The 19,224-nt window shown below is 70.1% G+C and carries 14 protein-coding genes and 1 pseudogene; 7 read left to right on the top strand and 8 right to left on the bottom strand.

The window, feature by feature from the left end:
• Nucleotides 1-2 precede the first annotated feature (2 nt).
• On the bottom strand, nt 3-1,379 hold the full coding sequence (locus tag B0I33_RS02710) for an ABC transporter substrate-binding protein (RefSeq protein WP_106176857.1): 1,377 nt from the start codon (nt 1,377-1,379) through the stop codon (nt 3-5).
• 32 nt (nt 1,380-1,411) lie between these two features.
• Nucleotides 1,412-2,512 carry an ABC transporter ATP-binding protein gene (locus B0I33_RS02705; RefSeq protein ID WP_106176856.1) on the bottom strand — a complete coding sequence of 367 codons (1,101 nt, stop codon included), beginning with the start codon at nt 2,510-2,512 and terminating at the stop codon, nt 1,412-1,414.
• Nucleotides 2,513-2,946: 434 nt separating this feature from the next.
• On the opposite strand from B0I33_RS02705, the gene B0I33_RS02700 reads away from it, so the two are divergent.
• The 6 genes from B0I33_RS02700 (at nt 2,947) to B0I33_RS02675 (ending at nt 10,461) form a co-directional block, all read left to right on the top strand.
• Nucleotides 2,947-3,855 (top strand): LysR family transcriptional regulator, encoded by a 909-nt coding sequence (locus B0I33_RS02700; RefSeq protein WP_106176855.1) that lies wholly within the window; start codon nt 2,947-2,949, stop codon nt 3,853-3,855.
• A 442-nt stretch (nt 3,856-4,297) separates the two neighbouring features.
• Entirely contained in the window at nt 4,298-4,990 is a 693-nt protein-coding gene (locus B0I33_RS02695; protein WP_106176854.1) for a response regulator transcription factor, read from the top strand.
• Nucleotides 4,987-6,462: a HAMP domain-containing sensor histidine kinase gene (locus B0I33_RS02690; protein WP_106176853.1), complete on the top strand. Its 1,476-nt coding sequence runs from the start codon at nt 4,987-4,989 to the stop codon at nt 6,460-6,462. The genes B0I33_RS02695 and B0I33_RS02690 overlap by 4 nt, the downstream gene beginning before the upstream one ends.
• A 66-nt stretch (nt 6,463-6,528) precedes the next feature.
• Nucleotides 6,529-7,194, top strand: a complete 666-nt coding sequence (locus B0I33_RS02685; protein WP_106176852.1) for a DUF998 domain-containing protein — start codon at nt 6,529-6,531, stop codon at nt 7,192-7,194.
• Nucleotides 7,188-9,197, top strand: coding sequence for a glycosyltransferase (locus B0I33_RS02680; protein ID WP_106176851.1), 2,010 nt, complete (start codon nt 7,188-7,190; stop codon nt 9,195-9,197). Before B0I33_RS02685 ends, B0I33_RS02680 begins: the two co-directional genes overlap by 7 nt.
• Nucleotides 9,198-9,852: 655 nt before the next feature.
• Nucleotides 9,853-10,461 carry a TetR/AcrR family transcriptional regulator gene (locus tag B0I33_RS02675; protein WP_106176850.1) on the top strand — a complete coding sequence of 203 codons (609 nt, stop codon included), beginning with the start codon at nt 9,853-9,855 and terminating at the stop codon, nt 10,459-10,461.
• Nucleotides 10,462-10,511: 50 nt separating this feature from the next.
• On the opposite strand, the gene B0I33_RS02670 is transcribed toward B0I33_RS02675, so the two are convergent.
• From B0I33_RS02670 to B0I33_RS02655, 4 genes and pseudogenes are all read right to left on the bottom strand, one after another.
• A complete protein-coding gene (locus B0I33_RS02670; RefSeq protein WP_106176849.1) occupies nt 10,512-12,686 on the bottom strand; it encodes a xanthine dehydrogenase family protein molybdopterin-binding subunit in 2,175 nt (724 codons plus the stop codon).
• On the bottom strand, nt 12,683-13,666 hold the full coding sequence (locus B0I33_RS02665; protein ID WP_106176848.1) for an FAD binding domain-containing protein: 984 nt from the start codon (nt 13,664-13,666) through the stop codon (nt 12,683-12,685). The genes B0I33_RS02670 and B0I33_RS02665 overlap by 4 nt, the downstream gene beginning before the upstream one ends.
• Nucleotides 13,663-14,358 (bottom strand): (2Fe-2S)-binding protein, encoded by a 696-nt coding sequence (locus B0I33_RS02660; protein WP_425440433.1) that lies wholly within the window; start codon nt 14,356-14,358, stop codon nt 13,663-13,665. The genes B0I33_RS02665 and B0I33_RS02660 overlap by 4 nt, the downstream gene beginning before the upstream one ends.
• A gap of 295 nt (nt 14,359-14,653) precedes the next feature.
• Nucleotides 14,654-15,436 (bottom strand): annotated as a pseudogene (locus B0I33_RS02655) (SDR family NAD(P)-dependent oxidoreductase).
• Between the two features lie 86 nt (nt 15,437-15,522).
• On the opposite strand from B0I33_RS02655, the gene B0I33_RS02650 reads away from it, so the two are divergent.
• A complete protein-coding gene (locus B0I33_RS02650) occupies nt 15,523-16,380 on the top strand; it encodes a helix-turn-helix transcriptional regulator (RefSeq protein WP_106176847.1) in 858 nt (285 codons plus the stop codon).
• A 436-nt stretch (nt 16,381-16,816) separates the two neighbouring features.
• Here B0I33_RS02650 and B0I33_RS02645 read toward each other — a convergent pair whose 3' ends face one another.
• Nucleotides 16,817-18,568, bottom strand: coding sequence for a tryptophan halogenase family protein (locus B0I33_RS02645; RefSeq protein ID WP_106176846.1), 1,752 nt, complete (start codon nt 18,566-18,568; stop codon nt 16,817-16,819).
• Nucleotides 18,569-18,616: 48 nt separating this feature from the next.
• Nucleotides 18,617-19,207: an NADPH-dependent FMN reductase gene (locus B0I33_RS02640; RefSeq protein ID WP_106176845.1), complete on the bottom strand. Its 591-nt coding sequence runs from the start codon at nt 19,205-19,207 to the stop codon at nt 18,617-18,619.
• Nucleotides 19,208-19,224 lie beyond the last annotated feature (17 nt).

The raw sequence follows: 19,224 nt of genomic DNA, 5'->3' as shown, positions 1-19,224 counted from the left end.
GCTCACCTCTCCCCGCCCGGCAGCAGCGCCGAGGCCTCCTGCTGGGCTGACCTCAGTGCCTCGGCCGGGCCGGCGCCCTGGAACACGGCGTTCTCGACGGCCTGCATCATTCCGTCGCGGATCTGCAGATAGCTCGGTCCCGGCATCGACACCCACGGCTCCAGGTGCTCGAGCTGCGCCAGGTTCGGAGCGAGGTAAGGGTTGTCCGCCGCCCAGCTCTCGAGGCCGCCGGGGTCCTCGACGAGACCGGTGCGCAGCGGCAGGTAGCCGATCTTCGTGGCGATCGTCGTGTACGCCCGCTCACTGGTCAGGAACTTGATCAGCTCCCACGCCGCCCGCTGCTTGGCCGGGTCCTGCGCGAACACGAACAGCGCCGCCCCGGAGTTGGTGGGCACCGCCTGCTTGCCCTCGAAGCTCGGCATCGCGGCCGCGCCCAGTTCCCAGGCGTCACCGGCCCCCTGGAGGAACATGCCCTGGATGGCGCTGGACTCCAGGATCATGCCGAGGTCACCTCGCGCGAACGACTCGACCGCCTGTGTCTGCGTGCGGTTGGGCATGATGCCCTCCCGCACCATGTCCCGCATGAACCGGACCACGTCGATGGACGGCTTCTCCGCGAAGGTCAGCCTTGTCCGGTCATCGGAGATCACGGTGCCGCCGTGGGAACGCACGAGCGCCTGGAAGCACCAGTCCTTGGCCGTCTTCGTCAGGCAGTCGACGTAGACACCATCCTTGCCGGTCCTCCGGTCAATGGCCTGTGCGGCATCACGCACCTCGGCCCAGGTCGTCGGCGGCTGTTCCGGGTCGAGTCCGGCCTCGGTGAAGAGCTTCTTGTTGACGTACAGCATCGGCGTGGAGAACACGAAGGGGACGCCGTAGGTCTTGCCCTCCCAGTCGCCGAGGGTCCGCGCCGATGGCGCATAGGGGTGCCGGGCGCCGTCGAAGTTGGCCTGGACGGCATCCCTGCCCACCAGGTCGTCGAGCGGCAGCGCCTTGAGCTCGTTGATGGTGAAGTCGAGGTCCGAGAAGCCGAGCTGCACCACGTCCGGCGGACTGCCCGCGGTGAGCTGGCTCTGCAGGCTGGAAATGGTGTCGGTGGCCGGGTTCGCGCTGTTGCCCTGCGGCTTCTGCGCGGTCACCGTGATGTTCGGATGCTCCTTCTCGAACGCCGCGATCAGCTCGTTGAACGTGTCGGTCCACGCACCGGCCTGACCGAAGTTGTAGCTCTCGAAGACGATCGACACCTCCTGGTCGGGAGCGAGCTCCGGTACGCGGCTCACCGAACCCTCGCTACCGGTGCCGGTGCTGCCAAGCCCGCAGGCCGACCCGGTCAGCATGAGCGCGGCCGCGGCGCCTGCCGCGAGCAGGGATCTTGTCATGACGGGCAACTCCTCTTTCCTTGGTGCGACGATCAGACGGAGGCGGGAACGGACTCGGGCTGCCAGGTCAGCCTGCGCCCGCTCGCGGAGTCGAACAGGTGCAGGTGCTCCGGCCGTGCGGTCAGGGTCACGGCGTCGCCGGCGCTCACCCCGAGGGGCCGTGGGCCGCGTACGGCGATGCGGCCCTCCCCGGCAAGGCACTGGACGACCTCTTCGCTGCCGAGGTTCTCCACGGCGGTGACGACGGCGTGGATGCCGCGGCCGCCGGCGGGGGCGAAGGTGAGGTGTTCGGGCCGGACGCCGAGCCGCACCGGCCGGTCGGGAAGGACGGCGTCGATGCCGAGCGAAAGCTCGATGCCCTTGCCGTGCGCGGCGAGGCTGCCGTCGGCAGAGCGCACGGTGGCGTCGAGGATGTTCATCGCGGGCGAGCCCAGGAACGTCGCGGCGAAGACCGACGCGGGCCGGTCGTAGACCTCCGACGGCGTGCCGAGCTGTGCGAGCCTGCCCTCGTCGAGCAGGGCGATGCGGGTGGCCATGGTCATGGCCTCGACCTGGTCGTGTGTGACGTAGACCATGGTGGTGCCGAGGCTGCGGTGCAGCTCCGCGATCTCCGCGCGGGTGCCCGTCCGCAACTTCGCGTCCAGGTTGGACAGGGGCTCGTCCAGGAGGAACGCGCCGGGATCCCGTACCAGCGCCCTGCCCAGAGCCACGCGCTGGCGCTGCCCGCCGGAAAGCTCCTTCGGCTTGCGATCGAGCAGTGCGGTCAAGCCGAGCGTCGCGGCGACCTCGGCGACCTTCGCCCGGATCTCGGCGCGCGGCCATTTGCGCGCGCGCAGTGGGAACCCGATGTTGCGGGCGACCGACAGATGCGGGTACAGCGCGTAGCTCTGGAACACCATCGCCAGGTCACGTTGCTGCGGCGGCACGTGGGTGAGGTCGGTGTCGTCGAGCCACAGCCTGCCCTCGGTGGGTGGCAGGAGGCCCGCGATGAGGCGCAGGAGCGTGGACTTGCCGCACCCGCTCGGCCCCAGCAGGACGAGGAACTCGCCATCGGCGATGTCGAGCCACACGTCGTCGACGGCCGTGACCGGGCCGAAGCGCCGGGTGATTCCCTGCAGTTGAATCCGGCTCACGACTGCTACCGCACCTTTCCTTCGTCAGCGCTGTCCCCGAACGGGACTCAGTGCAGCAGCGGTTCGTGGCCGGAGGGTGAACGACCGCCCGGCGATCGGGAAACCGAATCACCCGAGTGGGATCGCCTCTGGCCTGGCTCGCGGACCGGGGCAACGGCGGGCGTGTACCGCCCGCGGTGAGCCCGCGCAGCCACTCCCGAGCGGCCACGCACGCTGCCGGTCTCCTCGGCGAACGCGCCGGCCGGGGCGCCGCCCGCGCCGGGCTGTCTCGGTGGGGCAGCGGCACGAACGGCAAGCCCGGTGCACGGCCCCGGTCGCGGTGAGCCGATCGGCGCCCCTGCCGGAACCGCTCACCGCCGGAACGCCCCGCGCACGCCAACCCGTCGACGGCGGGCGTTCACCCGGTGCTCGCCCGCCGCCGATACTGTGCGCGCGTGGAGCTGCGGCATCTGGTCTCGTTCCTCGCCATCGCCGAGGAACTGCACTTCGGCCGCGCTGCGGCGCGCCTGCACCTGGCCCAGCCGTCGCTGAGCCAGCACCTGCGCAAGCTGGAACGCTCCATCGGCGCCGAGCTCGTCGCCCGCAACTCCCACGAGGTCAGCCTCACTCCCGCCGGCCACGCGTTCCTCGACCTCGCCCGCGACATCCTCGCCAAGGCCGACCAGGCGGGGCAGGCGGCGCGGGCCGCCGCCGCGGGCAGGGCGGGCACGTTGCGCGTCGGCTACAACTTCCCCGCGGGGCAACGTGTCCTGCCGGCCGCGCTCGCCGCGCTCGACCGCCGTTACCCCGCGATCGACGTCGACATGCAGGAGATGCGCACCGGGCCGCAGCTCACGGCGCTCACCGAGGGCAGGCTCGACATCGCCATGGTCTACGGCAAACCCAGTTCCGCGACGCTGCACAGCCGCCCGCTCCTGCGCGTGCCGCTGGTCGCCGTCGTCGGCCACAGCCACCGCTGGGCGGGCCGCGACCGCGTGGCATTCGGTGAGCTGGCCGGCGAGCCGTGCGTACTGTTCCGCCGCGCGCAGTCGGCCGCGATGTACGACACGATCCTGTCCGCCGCGCAGAGAAGCGGTATCCGGCTCACGATCGCCGAGGAGGTCGACGACCCCGGTGCGACCGCGATCCTGGCCGCGATCAAGCCCGTCGTGGGGTTCGCCTCGGCGGCGCGGGGCGTGCTCGGCGGGACGCCGGGCGGGCCGAGAACGACGTCGGTCGCCCTCTACGACCCGGTGCCGTATCTCGATGGCTACGCCGTATGGGCGGCCGAGGACAACCCGCTGGTGGCCGCCTTCCTCGACTGCCTTCCCACCGCGCCCGCGGCCCCCACTGCCCCGGCATGACTCCGTTCGCCGGTCAGCGTGCCGAAGCCGCGTTCGCATGCGGACCGGTGAGTCCGTGCCGCCGACGAGCACGAGCCGTTCGACCAGGTGATCGGCGCGGGCGGCGGCCGTCCTGGTGCCCAGTCCGCGCCCGGCCCAGGCGGGTGAGGGAGGCCATCGCGGACATTCGTGCAGGAGCGTGGACTTGCCCGACCCGTTGCCGCCGACCGGGGCGTTCACCTGCCCTGGGGGGCAGCTCCAGGCCGACGTCCCGCAGGATCCACGACCCGCCGCCGTATCGCCCGTTTCCGATCTCCTGAGAGATGACATTGCACCGCACCAGCTGGCAGGTGGACGAAGAGCGGGTGACCGGCCAGCACGCACGGCGTTCTTAGTCGATTCTTAGTGCCTCACCGGGCCACCACGCCCCTGACCCCGGACAATCGGCAGCGGAGGTGGTGAGGTGCTGATCGTGATCGCGGACGACGAGGACGCGGTGTGTGACTCCTTGTCGCGCACCCTCCGGTTCGAGGGTTACGACGTGACGATCGCGAAGGACGGGAAGGAGGCGCTCGATGTCATCCGGGAGTGCCGTCCGGACGGGGTCATCCTCGACGTCACGATGCCCGTGCTCGACGGGCTGGAAACCTGTCGCCGGCTGCGGGCTGAGGGGAACCTCGTGCCGGTGCTGATGCTCACCGCCCGGCGGGAAGTCACCGCGCGCGTCGCGGGCCTGGACGCCGGCGCGGACGACTACCTCGCCAAACCGTTCGCCCTCCAGGAGCTGCTCGCGCGCGTGCGAGCACTGCTGCGGCGCCCCCGGTACGAGGTGGACATGGCCACGCCCGCCTCGGACCTGCGGTTCGACGATCTCACGCTGAACCCGGCAACCCGGGAGGTGGTGCGCGCGGGCCGGCAGATCCGGCTCACCAGGACCGAGTTCGCGATCCTCGAACTGTTCCTGCGCCACCCTCGGCAGGTGCTCACCAGGACCGTCCTCTTCGAACAGGTCTGGGGCTTCGACTTCGGCAGCAGCTCCAACAGCCTCGACGTCTACATCGGCTACCTGCGCCGGAAGCTGGAGTTCGACGGCCACAGCAGGCTCCTGCACACCGTCCGCGGCGTCGGCTACGTCCTGCGCGAGGAACCGCTGTGAGGCTCCGCGTGGGCACCCGCCAGGGCAGGTGGGGACGGCACAAGCTCAGCCTGCGTTCGCGGGTCGCGGTGCTCTCCGCGTTCGGGGTCGCGCTCGCCGTGGTCGTCGTGTCCCTCGCGGGCTGGTGGCTGATGCACCTCCGGATGTACGAGAACCTGGCCGTCCAGCTGCGCGCCGACACGCACACGGCGGCGCGGGCAGCCACGCCCGACGAGGCGCTGCGGGCCATGCACGCGCTCGATGAGCTGCCGAGCGACTGGCGGGAGGACATCGACGAACTGCCGCCGGAAGCCAGGCGGTTGCTCGAGGTGGCCGGCATACCGCCACCTGTCGTCGTCCGGTTCCTCGATGCGGACGGGAAGCCGGTGTCGAGCAGTGCGGGGTCGATGTGGCTGGGGCCGGTGACCGCCGAGGCCGCCCACGTCGCGGCGAGCGGCAGCGGCCAGGATCTCGCCGACGCCGGCCCTGACGAGCTCTACCGCGTGAGCACCGTCCCCCGAGACGATGGCGCGGTCCAGGTCGCACGGCGGGTCACCGCCATCGAGGGAACCCTCGACGATCTCCAGTTCCTCCTCACCATGATCGGGCTCTCCGGCACCGGCCTCGCGGGCCTGGTCGGCTGGGGTGTCGCACGGACAGGCCTGCGGCCGGTCCACCGGCTCACGGGTGCCGTGGAGAAGGTGGCCAGGACCCAGGACCTGGACAGCGCGATCCCCGTGGACGGGCGGGACGAGATCGCCCGGCTCGCCACGGCGTTCAACCGCATGCTGACCGCTCTTGGCGCGTCGAAGGCCGCCCAGCAGCAGCTCGTGCGGGACGCCGGCCACGAGCTGCGGACCCCGTTGACGAGCCTGCGCAACAACGTCGAGCTGCTCTCCTACGCCGACGAGCAGCTCAACTCGGGCAAGGTGCTCTCGCAGGAGGACCGTGCCCGGCTGCTGCGGGATCTCGGGGTGCAGGCCGCGGAGCTGACCACCCTCACGACCGAGCTGGTCGAGCTGGCCGCGGGAAACACCGACCCCGAGCCGTTCGAGCCCCTGGACCTGGCCGACGTGGTCGCCGGCGCCGTCCTGCGCGCCCGCGCCCGGTGGCCGCGGGTCGTCTTCGCCGTCTCGACCGTGCCGACGGACCTGACCGGCCAGCCGGGCGGGTTGTCGCGTGTGGTGCTGAACCTGTTGGACAACGCCGCGAAGTGGAGCCCAGCGGGCGGCACCGTCCACGTGCGGCTATCCACGGCAGACGAACGGGCGGAGCTGGTCGTCGGCGACGAGGGACCGGGGATCGACGAGGAGGACCGGCCAAAGGTCTTCGAACGCTTCTACCGGGCCACCGCCGCTCGGTCCATGCCTGGTTCCGGGCTCGGGCTGGCGATCGTGGCGCAGATCGTCGAGGCACACGCGGGCAGTGTGGTGGCCGGGGAGGCGCCGGGCGGCGGCGCGGAGCTGCGGGTGCGGCTGCCGTTGACCCGCTGAGCACTTCTTAACCGGCTCGGCGGCCACTCTTAAAGTTCTTTCATTCGGGGACACGACAGTCGAATTGTGCACTCCGTCGAACTGATTCATCCCCGGCGGGACAACGCGGGCGTGTGGGCGACCGCCGCGCTCGCCTGCTTCGGCATGTCCGTGTTCACCGCACTCGTCCTCCATGTCGTGCTGGGCGACGAGGTCAACCCGGTACGCCAGGTCGTCAGCGACTACGGCCTGCACGGCGCGGCCGGCTTCGCCTTCTGCGTGCTGATGTTGGCGGCTGGCACCGGCTGCCTGCTGCTCGGTATGGCCAGGGCCGGGCTGCCCGTGACCCGGCCGGTCGTGATCCTGGCGTGCTGCTGGTGTGCGGGGCTGGCGCTGTGCGCGGTCCTCCCCGTCACGCCGACAGGCGCGCCGCGGACGTTCTCCGCTGAGGTCCACCGCTTCGCGGGCCTGCTGTTGTTCGTCAGCCTGCCGGCCGCGGCCGGGCTCATCGCCCGGCACGCCGAGCACCACCCGGCGCACCGCGGTCTCGCCGGACGGCTGCGGCGGCAGACCCGCTGGGCATGGGGTGCCCTCGCGGCGTTCCTGCTGAGTCACGTGCCGGTGTTCCTCCCGTCGTCCTACGACGGCCCGCTGGTCCACGGGCTCACCGAACGGCTCATGTTCGTCGTCTACCTCGTCCTGCTCGGCGAGCTGGCACTCGCCGTCCTGCGAACGGAGAGAAAACCATGCTGACACTGGCCATCGGCCTCGCCGCCGCCGGTGCGTGCTGTTTCGCCGGTACCGTCCACCTGCAACACCGCGCCGTCCACCAGGCGAGCGCCGGCCGGGAGGGCCGGTCACTGGGGCTGCCCGCGGTCCAGACGATCCTGCGCAATCCCGGGTGGTACGCCGGGATCGGGCTCGCCGGGCTGGGTGCCGTGCTGCACGTCCTGGCCCTCACCATGGCACCACTCGCCGTGGTACAGCCGATCGGCGTGCTCACCCTCGTGCTCACGGTGCTGCTCGCGCGGACCGTGCTCACCCGTGCCGTGCTCGCCGCGCTGGTGATGAGTGTGGCCGGCGTGGCCGGTTTCGTCGCGCTGGCCGCCATGACCACGGACGCCGCCCTGCCGCCGCCCGACCTCGCTTCGGCACAGTGGGCCGTGCTCGGCGCGGCCGTGCTGGCCGTGGCGGCCCGGTACACCAGGGACCGGGCCCGGTGCCTGTTCCTCGCTCTCGCGACCGCCGTGCTGTTCGGGTTCACCTCAGCACTCGTGCGGGCGGCGGCCGTGGCGCCGCTGTCCGGCGGCATGGCCGTCCTCGTGGTCGCCGAGGCGCTGGCGGCGGCTCTCGCCGGGGTGTGGCTGCTGCACCAGGCCTACGCCAGCGGACCCGCCGCGATCGTGGCCGGCGCGACCACGATCGTCGACCCGCTCAGCGCGGTTGTCATCGGCGTCTTCGCGTACGGCGAGATGGCGCCCGGCCAGCTCGCCGGCATGGTCGTGCCCGGCGCCGTCGCCGTGGCCGGGCTCGCGCTCCTCGCCCGCGAGGTACCCGCCGCGCCCACCGGGCCCGCCCGCCGGAAACGCCGGGCGGGCCCGCTGCGCATCGCGATCACCGCGGACACCTACCCGCCGCATGTCAACGGTGCGGCGAACTTCGCGTACCGGCTGGCGTCCGGACTGGCCGGCCGAGGGCACGAGGTACACGTCGTCTGCCCGTCGACCGGCGGCGAGACGTTCACCGAGACGGCCGGCGGGGTGACGGTGCACCGGATCGGTTCGCTGCGTACGCCGTTCCACCCGACGTTCCGGTTCTGCCCGCCGTGGCGGGCGTCCAAAGCCGTGCCGGCGTTGCTGGCCGAGATCGAACCCGATGTCGTGCACACCCAGGCCCATTTCCTCATCGGCCGCAGCGCGGTCCGTGCCGCCACGGCGGCGGGCGTCCCGGTGGTCGCCACCAACCACTTCATGCCGGAGAACCTGCTGGGCTACGGTCCGCTGCCCCGCTTCACCCACCGTCCCCTCGCCCGGCTGGCGTGGCGCGACCTGGCCCGGGTCTTCGGCCGCGCGACGGTGTGCACGACGCCGACTCCCCGTGCGGCCGAGCTGCTGGAGCGCAACGGCCTGAACCGGCCGGTGATGGCGATCTCCTGCGGTATCGACCGCGCGCACTACGCGGGACCGCCGGAGCCCACCAGCGCGCCGGCCGTGTTGTTCGTGGGCAGGCTGGACGCGGAGAAGAACGTCCACGAACTACTCGAGGCCGCCGCTCTCCTGCCGGACGTATGCGTCGAACTCGTCGGCGACGGCAGCGAACGCCACCGGCTGGCGGCGCTGGCCACGCGCCTGGGCATCGCGGACCGGGTGCGGTTCCACGGTTTCGTCCCGGACGAGGAACTGGTGCGGGCCTACCGGCGCTGCGACGTGTTCTGCATGCCAGGAACCGCCGAGCTGCAAAGCCTCGTGACCATGGAGGCGATGGCGGCGGGCAAGCCGGTCGTGGCCGCGAACGCGATGGCACTCCCCCACCTCGTGCGCCCAGGACACAACGGCTGGCTCTACCCACCCGGCGACGTGCCCGAGCTGGCCAGGCTACTCGCCGCCGTCCTGGCAGACGAGCACACCAGGACGGCGATGGGAAAGGCCAGCCTGGACCTGATCGCGGCCCACGACCTTGAGTCCACATTGGATCAGTTCGACAGGGTCTACCTCGACATCACCGCACGCCCGATGGTCTCCGCACTCCAGCGGTGAGCCGCAAATGCTCCGACCAGTGAAGAGAGTACCTTCTCCATCCCGGACGACACGAACGACGCCATGTCCCCTGACAGCGGGAACGAACGGATCACCGCCGAGTTCCGAGCGAACGCCGGGCACGTGGCTTGGCGGCGACGACGGGTTCACCACGGACCGCCCCGTCACGAGCCAGCTCCCATCCCGACGTTCGCCGGGTTCCGGGAAGACGCGGGCAGGCGGATCCCAGTCGCCGGGCTGGACCGTGTCCGGTGAGCCGTGCGAAGGCCAAATCTCCTTCGTCAAGGCGTCGAGCACCGCGGTGACGTCGATACCCCACGGGGCTGGCCAGGCGACCAGGTCCGCCACCCATCCCTCGTCCCCGGGAGCCAGTGCGTGCTTCATGTTCATCGCGTTGTCCGCACCGAAAGCGCCCCCGAGAATCTCCTCGTCCACGGGCGGCGGCAGCGAGGCCAGCCCGGCGACGACGTCTGCCGGACTGTCGTCCCGGACCATGGCGGCGATCTGCGCGACGAACCCACGCACCGCCGGTTCACCCTCTCCGGCGGGGCCGCCGTGGCATGGCTGGTCCGCCACCGCCCGCGCACCTTCGCTGTCACCTTGTTAATATGTACAAGTAGTTCAAATACTTGGCTCATCCAGAGGTGAGGTGCCGATGTCCGCCCAGCCCGCGAACGCACGACGAGGACGGGGACGCCGCCCGGCAGCCGAGGTTCGTGCCGGTGTGCTCGCCGCGGCGAGCCAGATCCTGTTGCGCGACGGGTTGTCCGCGGTGACCTTCGATCGCGTCGCCAAGGAAGCCGGGTCGAGCAAGGTGACGCTGTACAAGTGGTGGCCCTCGCCTGGCGCGCTCGCAGCCGAAGCCTACTTCGCCCGCAGCGAACGGACACTGGAGTTCCCGGACACCGGTGACCTCCGCGCCGACCTGATCACCCAGCTCCGCGCCTTCGTCCGCTGGCTGAAGGACGAAGGCGCGGAGAAACCCATGTCCGAACTCGTCGGCGCAGCCCAGATGGATGCGAACCTTGCCCACGCCTGGTCGGAAAGCTACGCCCGCCCCCGGCGCGAACTCGCCCGGCAACGACTGCGCATCGCCCAACAGGAGGGACAGCTACGCGAAGACGCCGACCTCGACATCATCGTCGACCAATTGTGGGGCGCCTGCTACCACCGGCTGCTCGTGCTCAAGGTGCCCTTCGACGAGTCCATTGTGGAAGGGTTGGTCGACCACGCTCTTTACGGGGCCGCGGGCCGACGGTCGTAAGCGGAACTCAGCTATGCCCACGACCGCCGGCCCGCGGCGAGATGGTGCGATCACAGCAACTTGTCCTGGGTGAACGGCACGTCCCGGATCCGGCGTCCGGTGGCGTGATAGATCGCATTGCCGATCGCGGCAGGCACTCCGGTTCCGGGGGTCTCGCCGAAGCCGCGAGCACCAAGGGCATTGCTCCCGGAGTCCGGCTGGTCCACGAACGCGACGTCCACGGAGGGCGTGTCCGCGGAGACCGGCACCAGGTATGTCGACAGGTTGGGGTTGACGACGCGCGCCGTGTTCGGGTCCACGGCCGTGTGTTCCATCAGCGCGAAACCGATACCCCAGGTGACGCCGCCGATCACCTGTCCGCGCGCGGTGCGGTGGTTCAGTACGCGTCCCAAGTCGTAGGCGGCCGCCACCCGGCTCACGCGCACCGTGCCGAGCCGTGGCTGGACCCGGACCTCGACGAACACCGCGCCGAACGAGTGCCCGCGCGTGTTCTCGACGTGGCTTCGTGTCTCGACCGGGCGCCCGTGGCGGGTCAGAACGTCGCGGTAGCTGTCGCTGCGGTGGCGATCGCCGCGGGCGAACAACCGACCGCCTTCGGTGTCGACGTCTTCGGCGGGCACGCCGTGCAGCGGCGAACGCGGGTCTGTGGTGGCGAGTGCGATGACCCGGTCTCGTGCGCCCTGTGCCGCGTCCGCCACCGGACCGACCACACTCGGCACCGTGGACGACCCCGCCGACAGCGATGCGTCGGGAAAGGCGGTGTCCCCGAGCAGCGTCGTCACCTGCCCGAGCGGCATACCGAGCTCATCGGCGGCCACCTGGGTGAGCACCGTGTAGGTGCCGGTGCCGATGTCCTGGGTGGCGGTGCGCAGGGTCGCCCGCCCGTCCAGACCGATGGTGAGTGCCACAGTGGACCGGATCGCGTTGTGACTGTGGGTCTCGGTCGCCATGCCCCAGCCGATGTACTCGTCACCGTCCCTGGTCGTGCCCGGGAGCGGGTTGCGCCACTTCCAGCCGAACGCGTTCGCCGCCATCCGGTAGCACGCCGGCAGGTGCCGGCTCGCGGTGTGCCTGCCGTTCTGCGGATCGGTGGGACGGAGGTTGCGCATCCGCAGCTGCACCGGGTCGATACCGATCTCGTAGCTGAGCTCGTCCATGGCGGTCTCCAGCCCGAAGTGCGCGGTCGTCTCGGGCGAGCGCATGTAGCCTGACGTCGGCAGGTCCAGCCGCACACCCAGCTGTCGCACGTGGATGTTCGGGCAGGCGTACAGGTTGACCGCGGAATCGTTGGTGTTGAAGGTCCGCTCGTCGGTACGGGTCACCTGCGCCGTCGAGGTGCCGATCACGGCGGTCAGGGTGCCGCGCCGGGTGGCACCGAGTCGGACATGGTTGCGGAACTCGCTGCGATGCCCGTTGGAGGTGTACATCTGCGCCCTCGACAGCACCAGCTTGACCGGCCTGCGGGCCAGCCGTGCCACCTCCACGGTGAGCAGGGTGTGCGGGTACACGGGCCCCTTGGCGCCGAAACCGCCGCCGAGGTACTGCGAGACGACCCGGACGTCAGCCGGCGGCAGGCCGAACACGGCTGACACGACGTTGCGGGTGAAGACCACGCCCTGAGTGCTCTCGTGCAGCGTCACCGTTTCGCCGTCCCACACCGCCGTCGTGGTGTGCGGCTCGATCGGGTTGTGGTGCTGCATCGGACTGCCGTAGGTCCGTTCGAGGCGTACCTCCGCCTGTTCGAGTGCCGTGGCGGCGTCCCCCCGGACGGTCTCGGTGGGCTGGTCGGCCCGGAATCCCTCCGGCAGGAATGGCTCGTCCGGCGCATCGGCCAGGCGGGCAACGGGTGGCTCCGCCCGGTAACGGACCCGCACCAGGTTCGCCGCCTCCTGTGCCTGCTCCAGCGTCTCGGCCACGACGTAGGCAACCGGCTGGCCGCTGTAGTGCACCCGGGTGTCCTGCATGGGAATGAACGTCCGGTTGTACGGAAATCCCGGCACGGTCAACGTCCGCATGTCGGCGTGAGTGTAGACCGCGACGACCCCGGGATGCGCCAGCGCCGCGCTCGGGTCGATCTCTCTGACCTCGCCGCGGGCGATCGTGCTCATCACCAGGAACCCGTGCAGCACGCCTGCTATCTCGTTGTCCGCGGCGTACCGAGCCGCACCCGTGACCTTCGCGCGGCCGTCCACACGCGGGACGCCCCGGCCCACCAGCCTCGTCATCGCACATCTCCCAGAGCACCGAGGACGCTCTCCAGCGCCCGCTGGACCAACTCGACCTTGAACTCGTTTCCCTCGTACGGCTTGGCATCCCGGACCAGGGTGCGTCCCGCCCGGGCGATCGTGTGCCTGGAGAGTGGCCGTCCGCGCAGTGCCGCCTCGACCCGGGTGTCCCGCCAGGGCCGGGTACCCACACCTCCGAAGGCCAGCCGCACGTCCTGTACGACGCGGCCCCTGTTCCGCAGAGCGGCCGCGACCGACACCACCGCGAACTCGAACGTCGCGCGGTCCCGCAACTTCAGGTAGCGCGAACGCGCGGTCACGGATGTGCGTGGCACATCCACACGCGTGATCAGCTCGCCGGGGCGCATCGGCGTCTCCCGTTCCGGCGTGGATCCCGGAAGCAGGTAGAACTCGGAGATGGGAACCGACCGCTCGCCGTCCGGCCCCAGCAGGTGCACGGTGGCATCCAACGCGGTCAGCGCCACCGCGAGGTCCGAGGGGTGCGTGGCGATGCAGTGGTCGCTGCCGCCGAGGATCGCGTGACTCCGGTTGTGCCCCTCCAGTGCCGAGCAACCGCTGCCCGGAACCCGCTTGTTGCATGCCGCGTGGGCGTCCCGGAAGTACCCGCACCTGGTGCGCTGCAACAGATTACCGCCGATCGCGGCCATGTTGCGGACCTGCGGGGACGCCGAGGCCAGCAGCGCCTCCGCCACCACGGGGAACTCCCGCCGCACCGTGGGATGCTCGGCGACCTGCCGCATCCGGGCGAGAGCTCCGATGTGGAGCGTCCCGGAATCGGCGGAGACGTCATCGAGATCGAGACCGTTGACGTCCACCAGGTGCTCGTGCGACTCCGCGCCGTCGCGCATTCGGTTCAGCAGGTCGGTGCCACCGGCCACGAACGTCGAGTTCGGGATCCGGGCGGCGATGCGCACCGCCTCGGCCGGACTGCCCGCGATCGTGTAGCCGAAGGCCCTCACCGCCGCACCTTCTTCCCGGCGTCGGCCGCGTCCTGCACGGCGGCAACGATGTTCTGATACGCCGCACACCGGCAGAGATTCCCGCTCATCCACTCGCGGATCTCCGCGTCGGAGCCCGTGTGTCCCTCGTCGATGCAGGCCACGGCGGACATGATCTGGCCAGGCGTGCAGCCACCGCACTGGAACGCATCGTGCCGGATGAATGCCTCCTGCACCGGGTGCAGCTCGTCGCCGGAGGCCAGCCCTTCCACGGTGGTGACCTCGGCCCCCTGCCGCATCACCGCCAAGGTCAAGCAGGACTTGATCCGCTCACCACCGACCAGCACCGTGCACGCGCCGCACTCGCCCCGGTCACAGCCCTTCTTGGTGCCGGTCAGACCCAGCCGTTCCCGCAGCGCGTCGAGCAGCGTGACTCTCGGCTCGACGGTCACCGTGCGCCGCTGCCCGTTGACCGACAAGGCGACCTCAACCGATTCCCCTGCCCCGACGGTGCGCACGCGAGTGTCACCGGCTGCGCTCGCCCATGCTGCCCCTCCGGCGCCCTTCCCAGCCGCCACCGTGACTGCCGCCGCCGCGCCGGCCGAGACCAGCACCGTCCGCCGAGTAGGCATGAATGCCTCAGCCCCGTGCTCTCCGTCGGCGGGGACGAGCGCATCGTCCGCGAAGCCGCCCATAGGCTCGTCGCTTCTCATCTCCTACCCCTCAGCCTAGATATAAACGTCGAGTACATTTCCAACGCTACAGTGAAATGAACGACATGTCCATAACATTGGGAGTACTTGCGGCTGACCGCAGCGCGGTCAGACCGCCACATCGGCCGGCGTCGCCAAGACGCGTACCCGGTGGCTCTCCTTGAAGTGGTCTCACCACGATCGACACGGTGGTAGCCGCTGACACGAGACGCAGGACACCAGCGCCGCATCAGCGACCTTGTGCTGTGGTGAGGTGCCGCCAACAGCTTTCTGAGTGGGCCCCGGTGTGTTCCTTTCAGGCGCCGGCGCCACCGTCCACCGGCACGATCGCGCCAGTCACCATCGAGGCTCGGTCACTGAGCAGCCATGCGGCTACCTGGGCGACCTCGCGAGGTTCGGCCATCCGGCCGAGCGGGATGCCCGCGTTGATGCGCTCGATGACGCCTGGCGATTCCGCCTCTCATGCCTCGATCATCGCCGTCGCGGTGCCTCCGGGGGTGATGCCGTTCACGCGGATTCCCTGCTGCCCCCAGGTCACGGCCGCAGTCTCGGTGATGCTGTTGAGTGCGCGCTTCATCGCGCCGTATGCGGGAAGCTCCGGATTCGCGCGGCGACTGCCGATGCTCGAGGTGTTGACGATCGCCCCGGCACCGTTCCGGCGCATGAGCGTGGCCTCGGCGGTCATGGCGGTCCAGTGCGAGCGGAAGTTCACCGCGAACTGCTCGTCGATGTCCTCATCGCTCGTTGTGTCGAGCGGGCCGGGCTGCTGGATCGCCGCGCCGTTGTTGAAGGCACCGTCGAGCCGTCCGTGCAGCTCCTCGACGCGGTTGAGCGCCGCGCGGATGCTCGCACCGTCGGCGAGGTCCAGGGGTACGGCGTCGGCGATGCCGCCGTCGGCACGAATCTTGGTGACGATCCGTTGGAGGGCGTCGGTGCTGCGGGCGGCGAGCACGACGGCGGCCCCTTCGGCGGCGAAGAGCCGGGCTGCTGCCTCTCCGATGCCATGGCTGGCGCCGGTGATGAACACAACCTTGCCGGTGAGCAGGCCGATGGGTGCTCTGTCGATGTTGCTCGTCATGACGACAGCATCGGGCCAGCCTTCAGGCCGGATACAGGCACAGGCAGTACCAGGATCTGTCGGCGCGCAGCGTGCAGACTTGAGGTATGGACAAGCAGGAACTGGGGGCGTTCCTCCGTAGCCGTCGTGGGCGGCTACAGCCGGAGGACGTCGGCCTCCCCTCGGGTTCGCGACGCCGGACACCGGGTCTTCGCCGCGAGGAGGTCGCGGTCCTCGCGCACATCTCCACGGAGTATTACGTCCGGCTTGAGCAGGGCAGGGCGCCGCGCCCGTCGGCCGAAGTCCTCGCGGGGATCGCCGACGCGCTGAGGCTCACCGACGCCGAATCCGACCACCTCCACGTCCTCGCGGGCACTGCGCCGAGCCGCGCCGGACTGCACCGGCGCGACGTCCGCCCGAGCATCCTTGCGCTCCTCGAGCGGCTGCCGCAGACGGCCGCTGTCGTGATATCCGCCTCCTTCGAGGTGCTCGCATGGAACAACCTCGCGGCCGCGCTCATGGAGGACTTTGCCGAACTCGCCCCGGAGGACCGTAACCTCGCGCGCCGGGCATTCCTCGGGTCGGCGCGCGCCGGTGCGACGCTGTACGGGATCTCCGACGCCGCAGAGTTCGGGCGCCACGTCGTCATGGAGCTCCGGTCCACCCTCGCCCGGTACCCGTCTGATCCCGCGGTGACCGGCCTCGTCGACGAGCTCCGCGGCGCCAGTCCGGCATTCGCCCGGCTTTGGCAGCGGCACGACGTGCAGGCTGCGCCGACGCTCACGAAGACGTTCCGTCACCCGGTCGTCGGGGAGATCACCGTCGACTGTGACTCGCTCACGCTCACCGATCGCGACCAGCGCCTCGTGCTCTACAGCGCGCGGCCAGGATCCCAAGGTGCCGACGCTCTGGCCTTTCTGAACGTACTGGGAGTCGCGAGCGTCAATGCGAGCAAACCGCGCTGACGGAGCCAGCACGACGGATGGTTCGCTTTCCAGCTGGCGTTATCCCCTGATGGCGGACTCGGGTCTGTGGAGTCGATGGCTTGTCGCCTGGAAGGCTGTCGATCATGCCGAAGGCTTGTCCTCCCGAGTTCCGCGCTCGCGCGGTTTCCCTGGTCCGAGCGGGCAAGCCGGTGCGGGAGGCCGCACGCGAGCGCGACACCGCGCGGGTCGCGCAGCGCGATCGCGTTGCGCAGCGCGCTGACGCCGAGTGAGGCCCGCATGTGCGAGGTGACGGAGTATCCGACGATCTTGTTGGAGTAGCAGTCCTTGACCGCACACAGACACAGCTTTCTGGACGGCCGCCGAACCACAGCGCCGGGGTGGCGTGACGCACGGGGCGTGGTGTGGCAAGGCGGATAGGAACTCGCCCACCCGTCGCCCGAGGTGGCGTTGACCGTCACACCAGCCTGATCGGCTGCCGCGGGCCCGTCCAGCTGTCGGCGCCGTCGATCAGTTCCTTGTGCAGGCTTGGATGCTCGTGGTACGCCGCCAACGCCTCGTGCTGGGGCAATGCTCGTGTGACGAGGCTGTCCGCTGCCCGCTTGCGTTCCCGCCACGTCTCGACGTCCTCGGCCATCGGCATCATCCTCGCGGGAAGTTTCTGCCCGGCCAGCACACAGTCGTACGCCTGCAGGTCGTAGAAGGTGCGGACGGCGGCGCGCACCGCGCCACGCGTGTACGCGTCCCGCAGCTGTAGCGGCGCCCCCTCGACATAGGCCTCCACCAGCGGCTCGATACCCGACACCTCCACGTTCGCGCGGGCATCCCGCCAGTACGGTGTGTCGAGCCGGGTGTTGTACCGGTAGTGCACCGCGATGAACCAACGCAAGGCGTCCCATTTCTTGGCGATCGACATGTTGAAGGCGGTGCGCGTACCCGCGTCGTCCCAGGACGCCGGGAGCGTCTGGGTCAGCATCATGACCATCAACGTGATCATCAGCAGACTGCTGGACTGCAGGGGTTCGACGAACGCGTAGGAGTTGCCGATCGCCATCACGTTGCCGCGCCAGGCGCGGGCGTGCCTTCCGGTGCGGAAGCGGACGAACTCCGGCGCCGTCACGCCCGGGAACCTGCCCGCCAGCTCCTCCGCGGCCCGCTCGTCCGAGATCGCGGCGGAGCAGTACACATACCCGAGGTGGTCGCTCGGCACGGTCGGGATGGTCCAGCACCAGCCGGCGTTCATCGTACTCGCCGTGGTGTACGGCTTCAGCAGCCCACCGTGCCCGACGTTCCCGATCACTGCCGAATCGTTGACGAGGCTGTCGGCGTAGCTGTGAAACGGGGTCCGCATCGCCGTGCCCAGCAGCATCGACCGGAATCCCGTGCAGTCCACGTAGAAGTCGAAGTCGAGCCGTCGCCCGTCGTCCGCCCTCAGGTGATCGACCCACTCGTCGCCGCGGAGCACCACGTCCGCGATCTTCGCGTCGACATATCCGATCCCACGGCCGCGGGCGAGGTCGGTGAGGAACGCGACGAGCGGCTGGTTGTCCAAGTGGTAGGAGAACGGCAGGTACGGCATGAGTGACACGAGCCGATCATCCACGCGGTACACCGGGGTTCGGTCGGCCGCCATCAGCAAGGACTGCAGGGTGAACGCGTTGATGTTTCCCTGCGTAGCCAACGAGCCCAGCATGCCGACGGAGTTGGCGCTCCAGTCGAACGGGGCCATGAACCCGGCAGGGTCCGGTCCCCAGTCGAACCTGATGCCCAGCTTCCATGTCGGCTGCACCCTCCGGTACAGCTCGACCGGGTCGATCCCCACATAGTGGTGCAGGAAAGGCACGATCGACTGCACAGTCGACTCGCCAACGCCGATCACCGGGATCGATGACGACTCCACGACCGTCACGTCCAGCCACGGCCTCCTCGCCTTCAAGGCCAACGCGGTCAGGTAGCCGGCGGTGCCGCCACCGATGACACCGATTCGCCGGATCGCGTTGGGGTCATCGTCGACCGGGCGCGCCAACGGCCTGGAGGTTCGCTCGCGGTCGCGCAGGAAGGTCAGCGGATCCCAGCCACCGTCCTGATCGCCGGCTCGCCCCCGCAGCCAGGCGCGCAGCGCGGTCGCCTCGGGTTCGCCCAGTGAACTCACCAGCGCATCGAACGCCGAGTTGTTGCCGATCATCGGGTCCCCTTCCTCTTGATTCATCGGGTTATCACACGCACGCCGGGCGCCCCCCCATCTCGGGAACGCCACTCAGGCCGGGGCAGTGGCAGCACGATCGCGGAACGTCGCCGTCGTCGCGAGCGCGAGCACCTGCCCGAGCATGATCTCCAGGTGATGGGCGGCGGCCGGGTCGAGCGGGGCGCCGTCGGCGGCGAGGTTCGCGCGTTCGCCGGACAACGTGACCCCGAGGGGCACCGGCCACGCCCGCATCGCGTGGCCGATGGCGCGCAACGTGTTCAGTGTCGAGACCGCCCCCTGCTCGCCGCCCGCGATCGCGACGCAGCCGATCGCCCTCCCGTCCAGGAACGGACGGGGGTCGTCGCCGAGGTCGTTCAGGTAGTCAAGGGCGTTCTTCAGCAGGCCGGACGGTGTACCGTGGTACGAGGGGGAGATCGTCACGACGCCGTCGGCGCCCGCGAGAGCCTCGACGAACAGCCGCTGGCGCTCGGTTCGCTCCGGCCGATCAGGCCGGTACATGGGGAACTCCAGGTCCTCACCACGGAAGACAGTGGTACCCGCACCGCAAGCGGCGGCCCTGCGCGCACACCACTGGCTGAGCCGGTCGGCGCGGGCGTTCACGCCGAGCGACCCGCTGAGGAACACGATGCGCAGTGGTTTCATGGGCCACCCCTTCAGAT

Origin of the sequence: Prauserella shujinwangii (assembly GCF_003001955.1) — a bacterium.
Taxonomy (GTDB): Bacteria; Actinomycetota; Actinomycetes; order Mycobacteriales; family Pseudonocardiaceae; genus Qaidamihabitans; species Qaidamihabitans shujinwangii.
Note: the sequence above shows the minus strand (reverse complement) of the source record. Positions and strands in the feature narration are given on the sequence as shown.

Coding starts and splice junctions, on each gene's coding strand:
- B0I33_RS02680 (WP_106176851.1), top strand. CDS start 7,188: ATGCTGACACTGGCCATCGGCCTCGCCGCCGCCGGTGCGTGCTGTTTC.
- B0I33_RS02675 (WP_106176850.1), top strand. CDS start 9,853: ATGTCCGCCCAGCCCGCGAACGCACGACGAGGACGGGGACGCCGCCCG.
- B0I33_RS02645 (WP_106176846.1), bottom strand. CDS start 18,568: ATGAATCAAGAGGAAGGGGACCCGATGATCGGCAACAACTCGGCGTTC.
- B0I33_RS02660 (WP_425440433.1), bottom strand. CDS start 14,358: ATGAGAAGCGACGAGCCTATGGGCGGCTTCGCGGACGATGCGCTCGTC.
- B0I33_RS02650 (WP_106176847.1), top strand. CDS start 15,523: ATGGACAAGCAGGAACTGGGGGCGTTCCTCCGTAGCCGTCGTGGGCGG.
- B0I33_RS02710 (WP_106176857.1), bottom strand. CDS start 1,379: ATGACAAGATCCCTGCTCGCGGCAGGCGCCGCGGCCGCGCTCATGCTG.
- B0I33_RS02670 (WP_106176849.1), bottom strand. CDS start 12,686: ATGACGAGGCTGGTGGGCCGGGGCGTCCCGCGTGTGGACGGCCGCGCG.
- B0I33_RS02640 (WP_106176845.1), bottom strand. CDS start 19,207: ATGAAACCACTGCGCATCGTGTTCCTCAGCGGGTCGCTCGGCGTGAAC.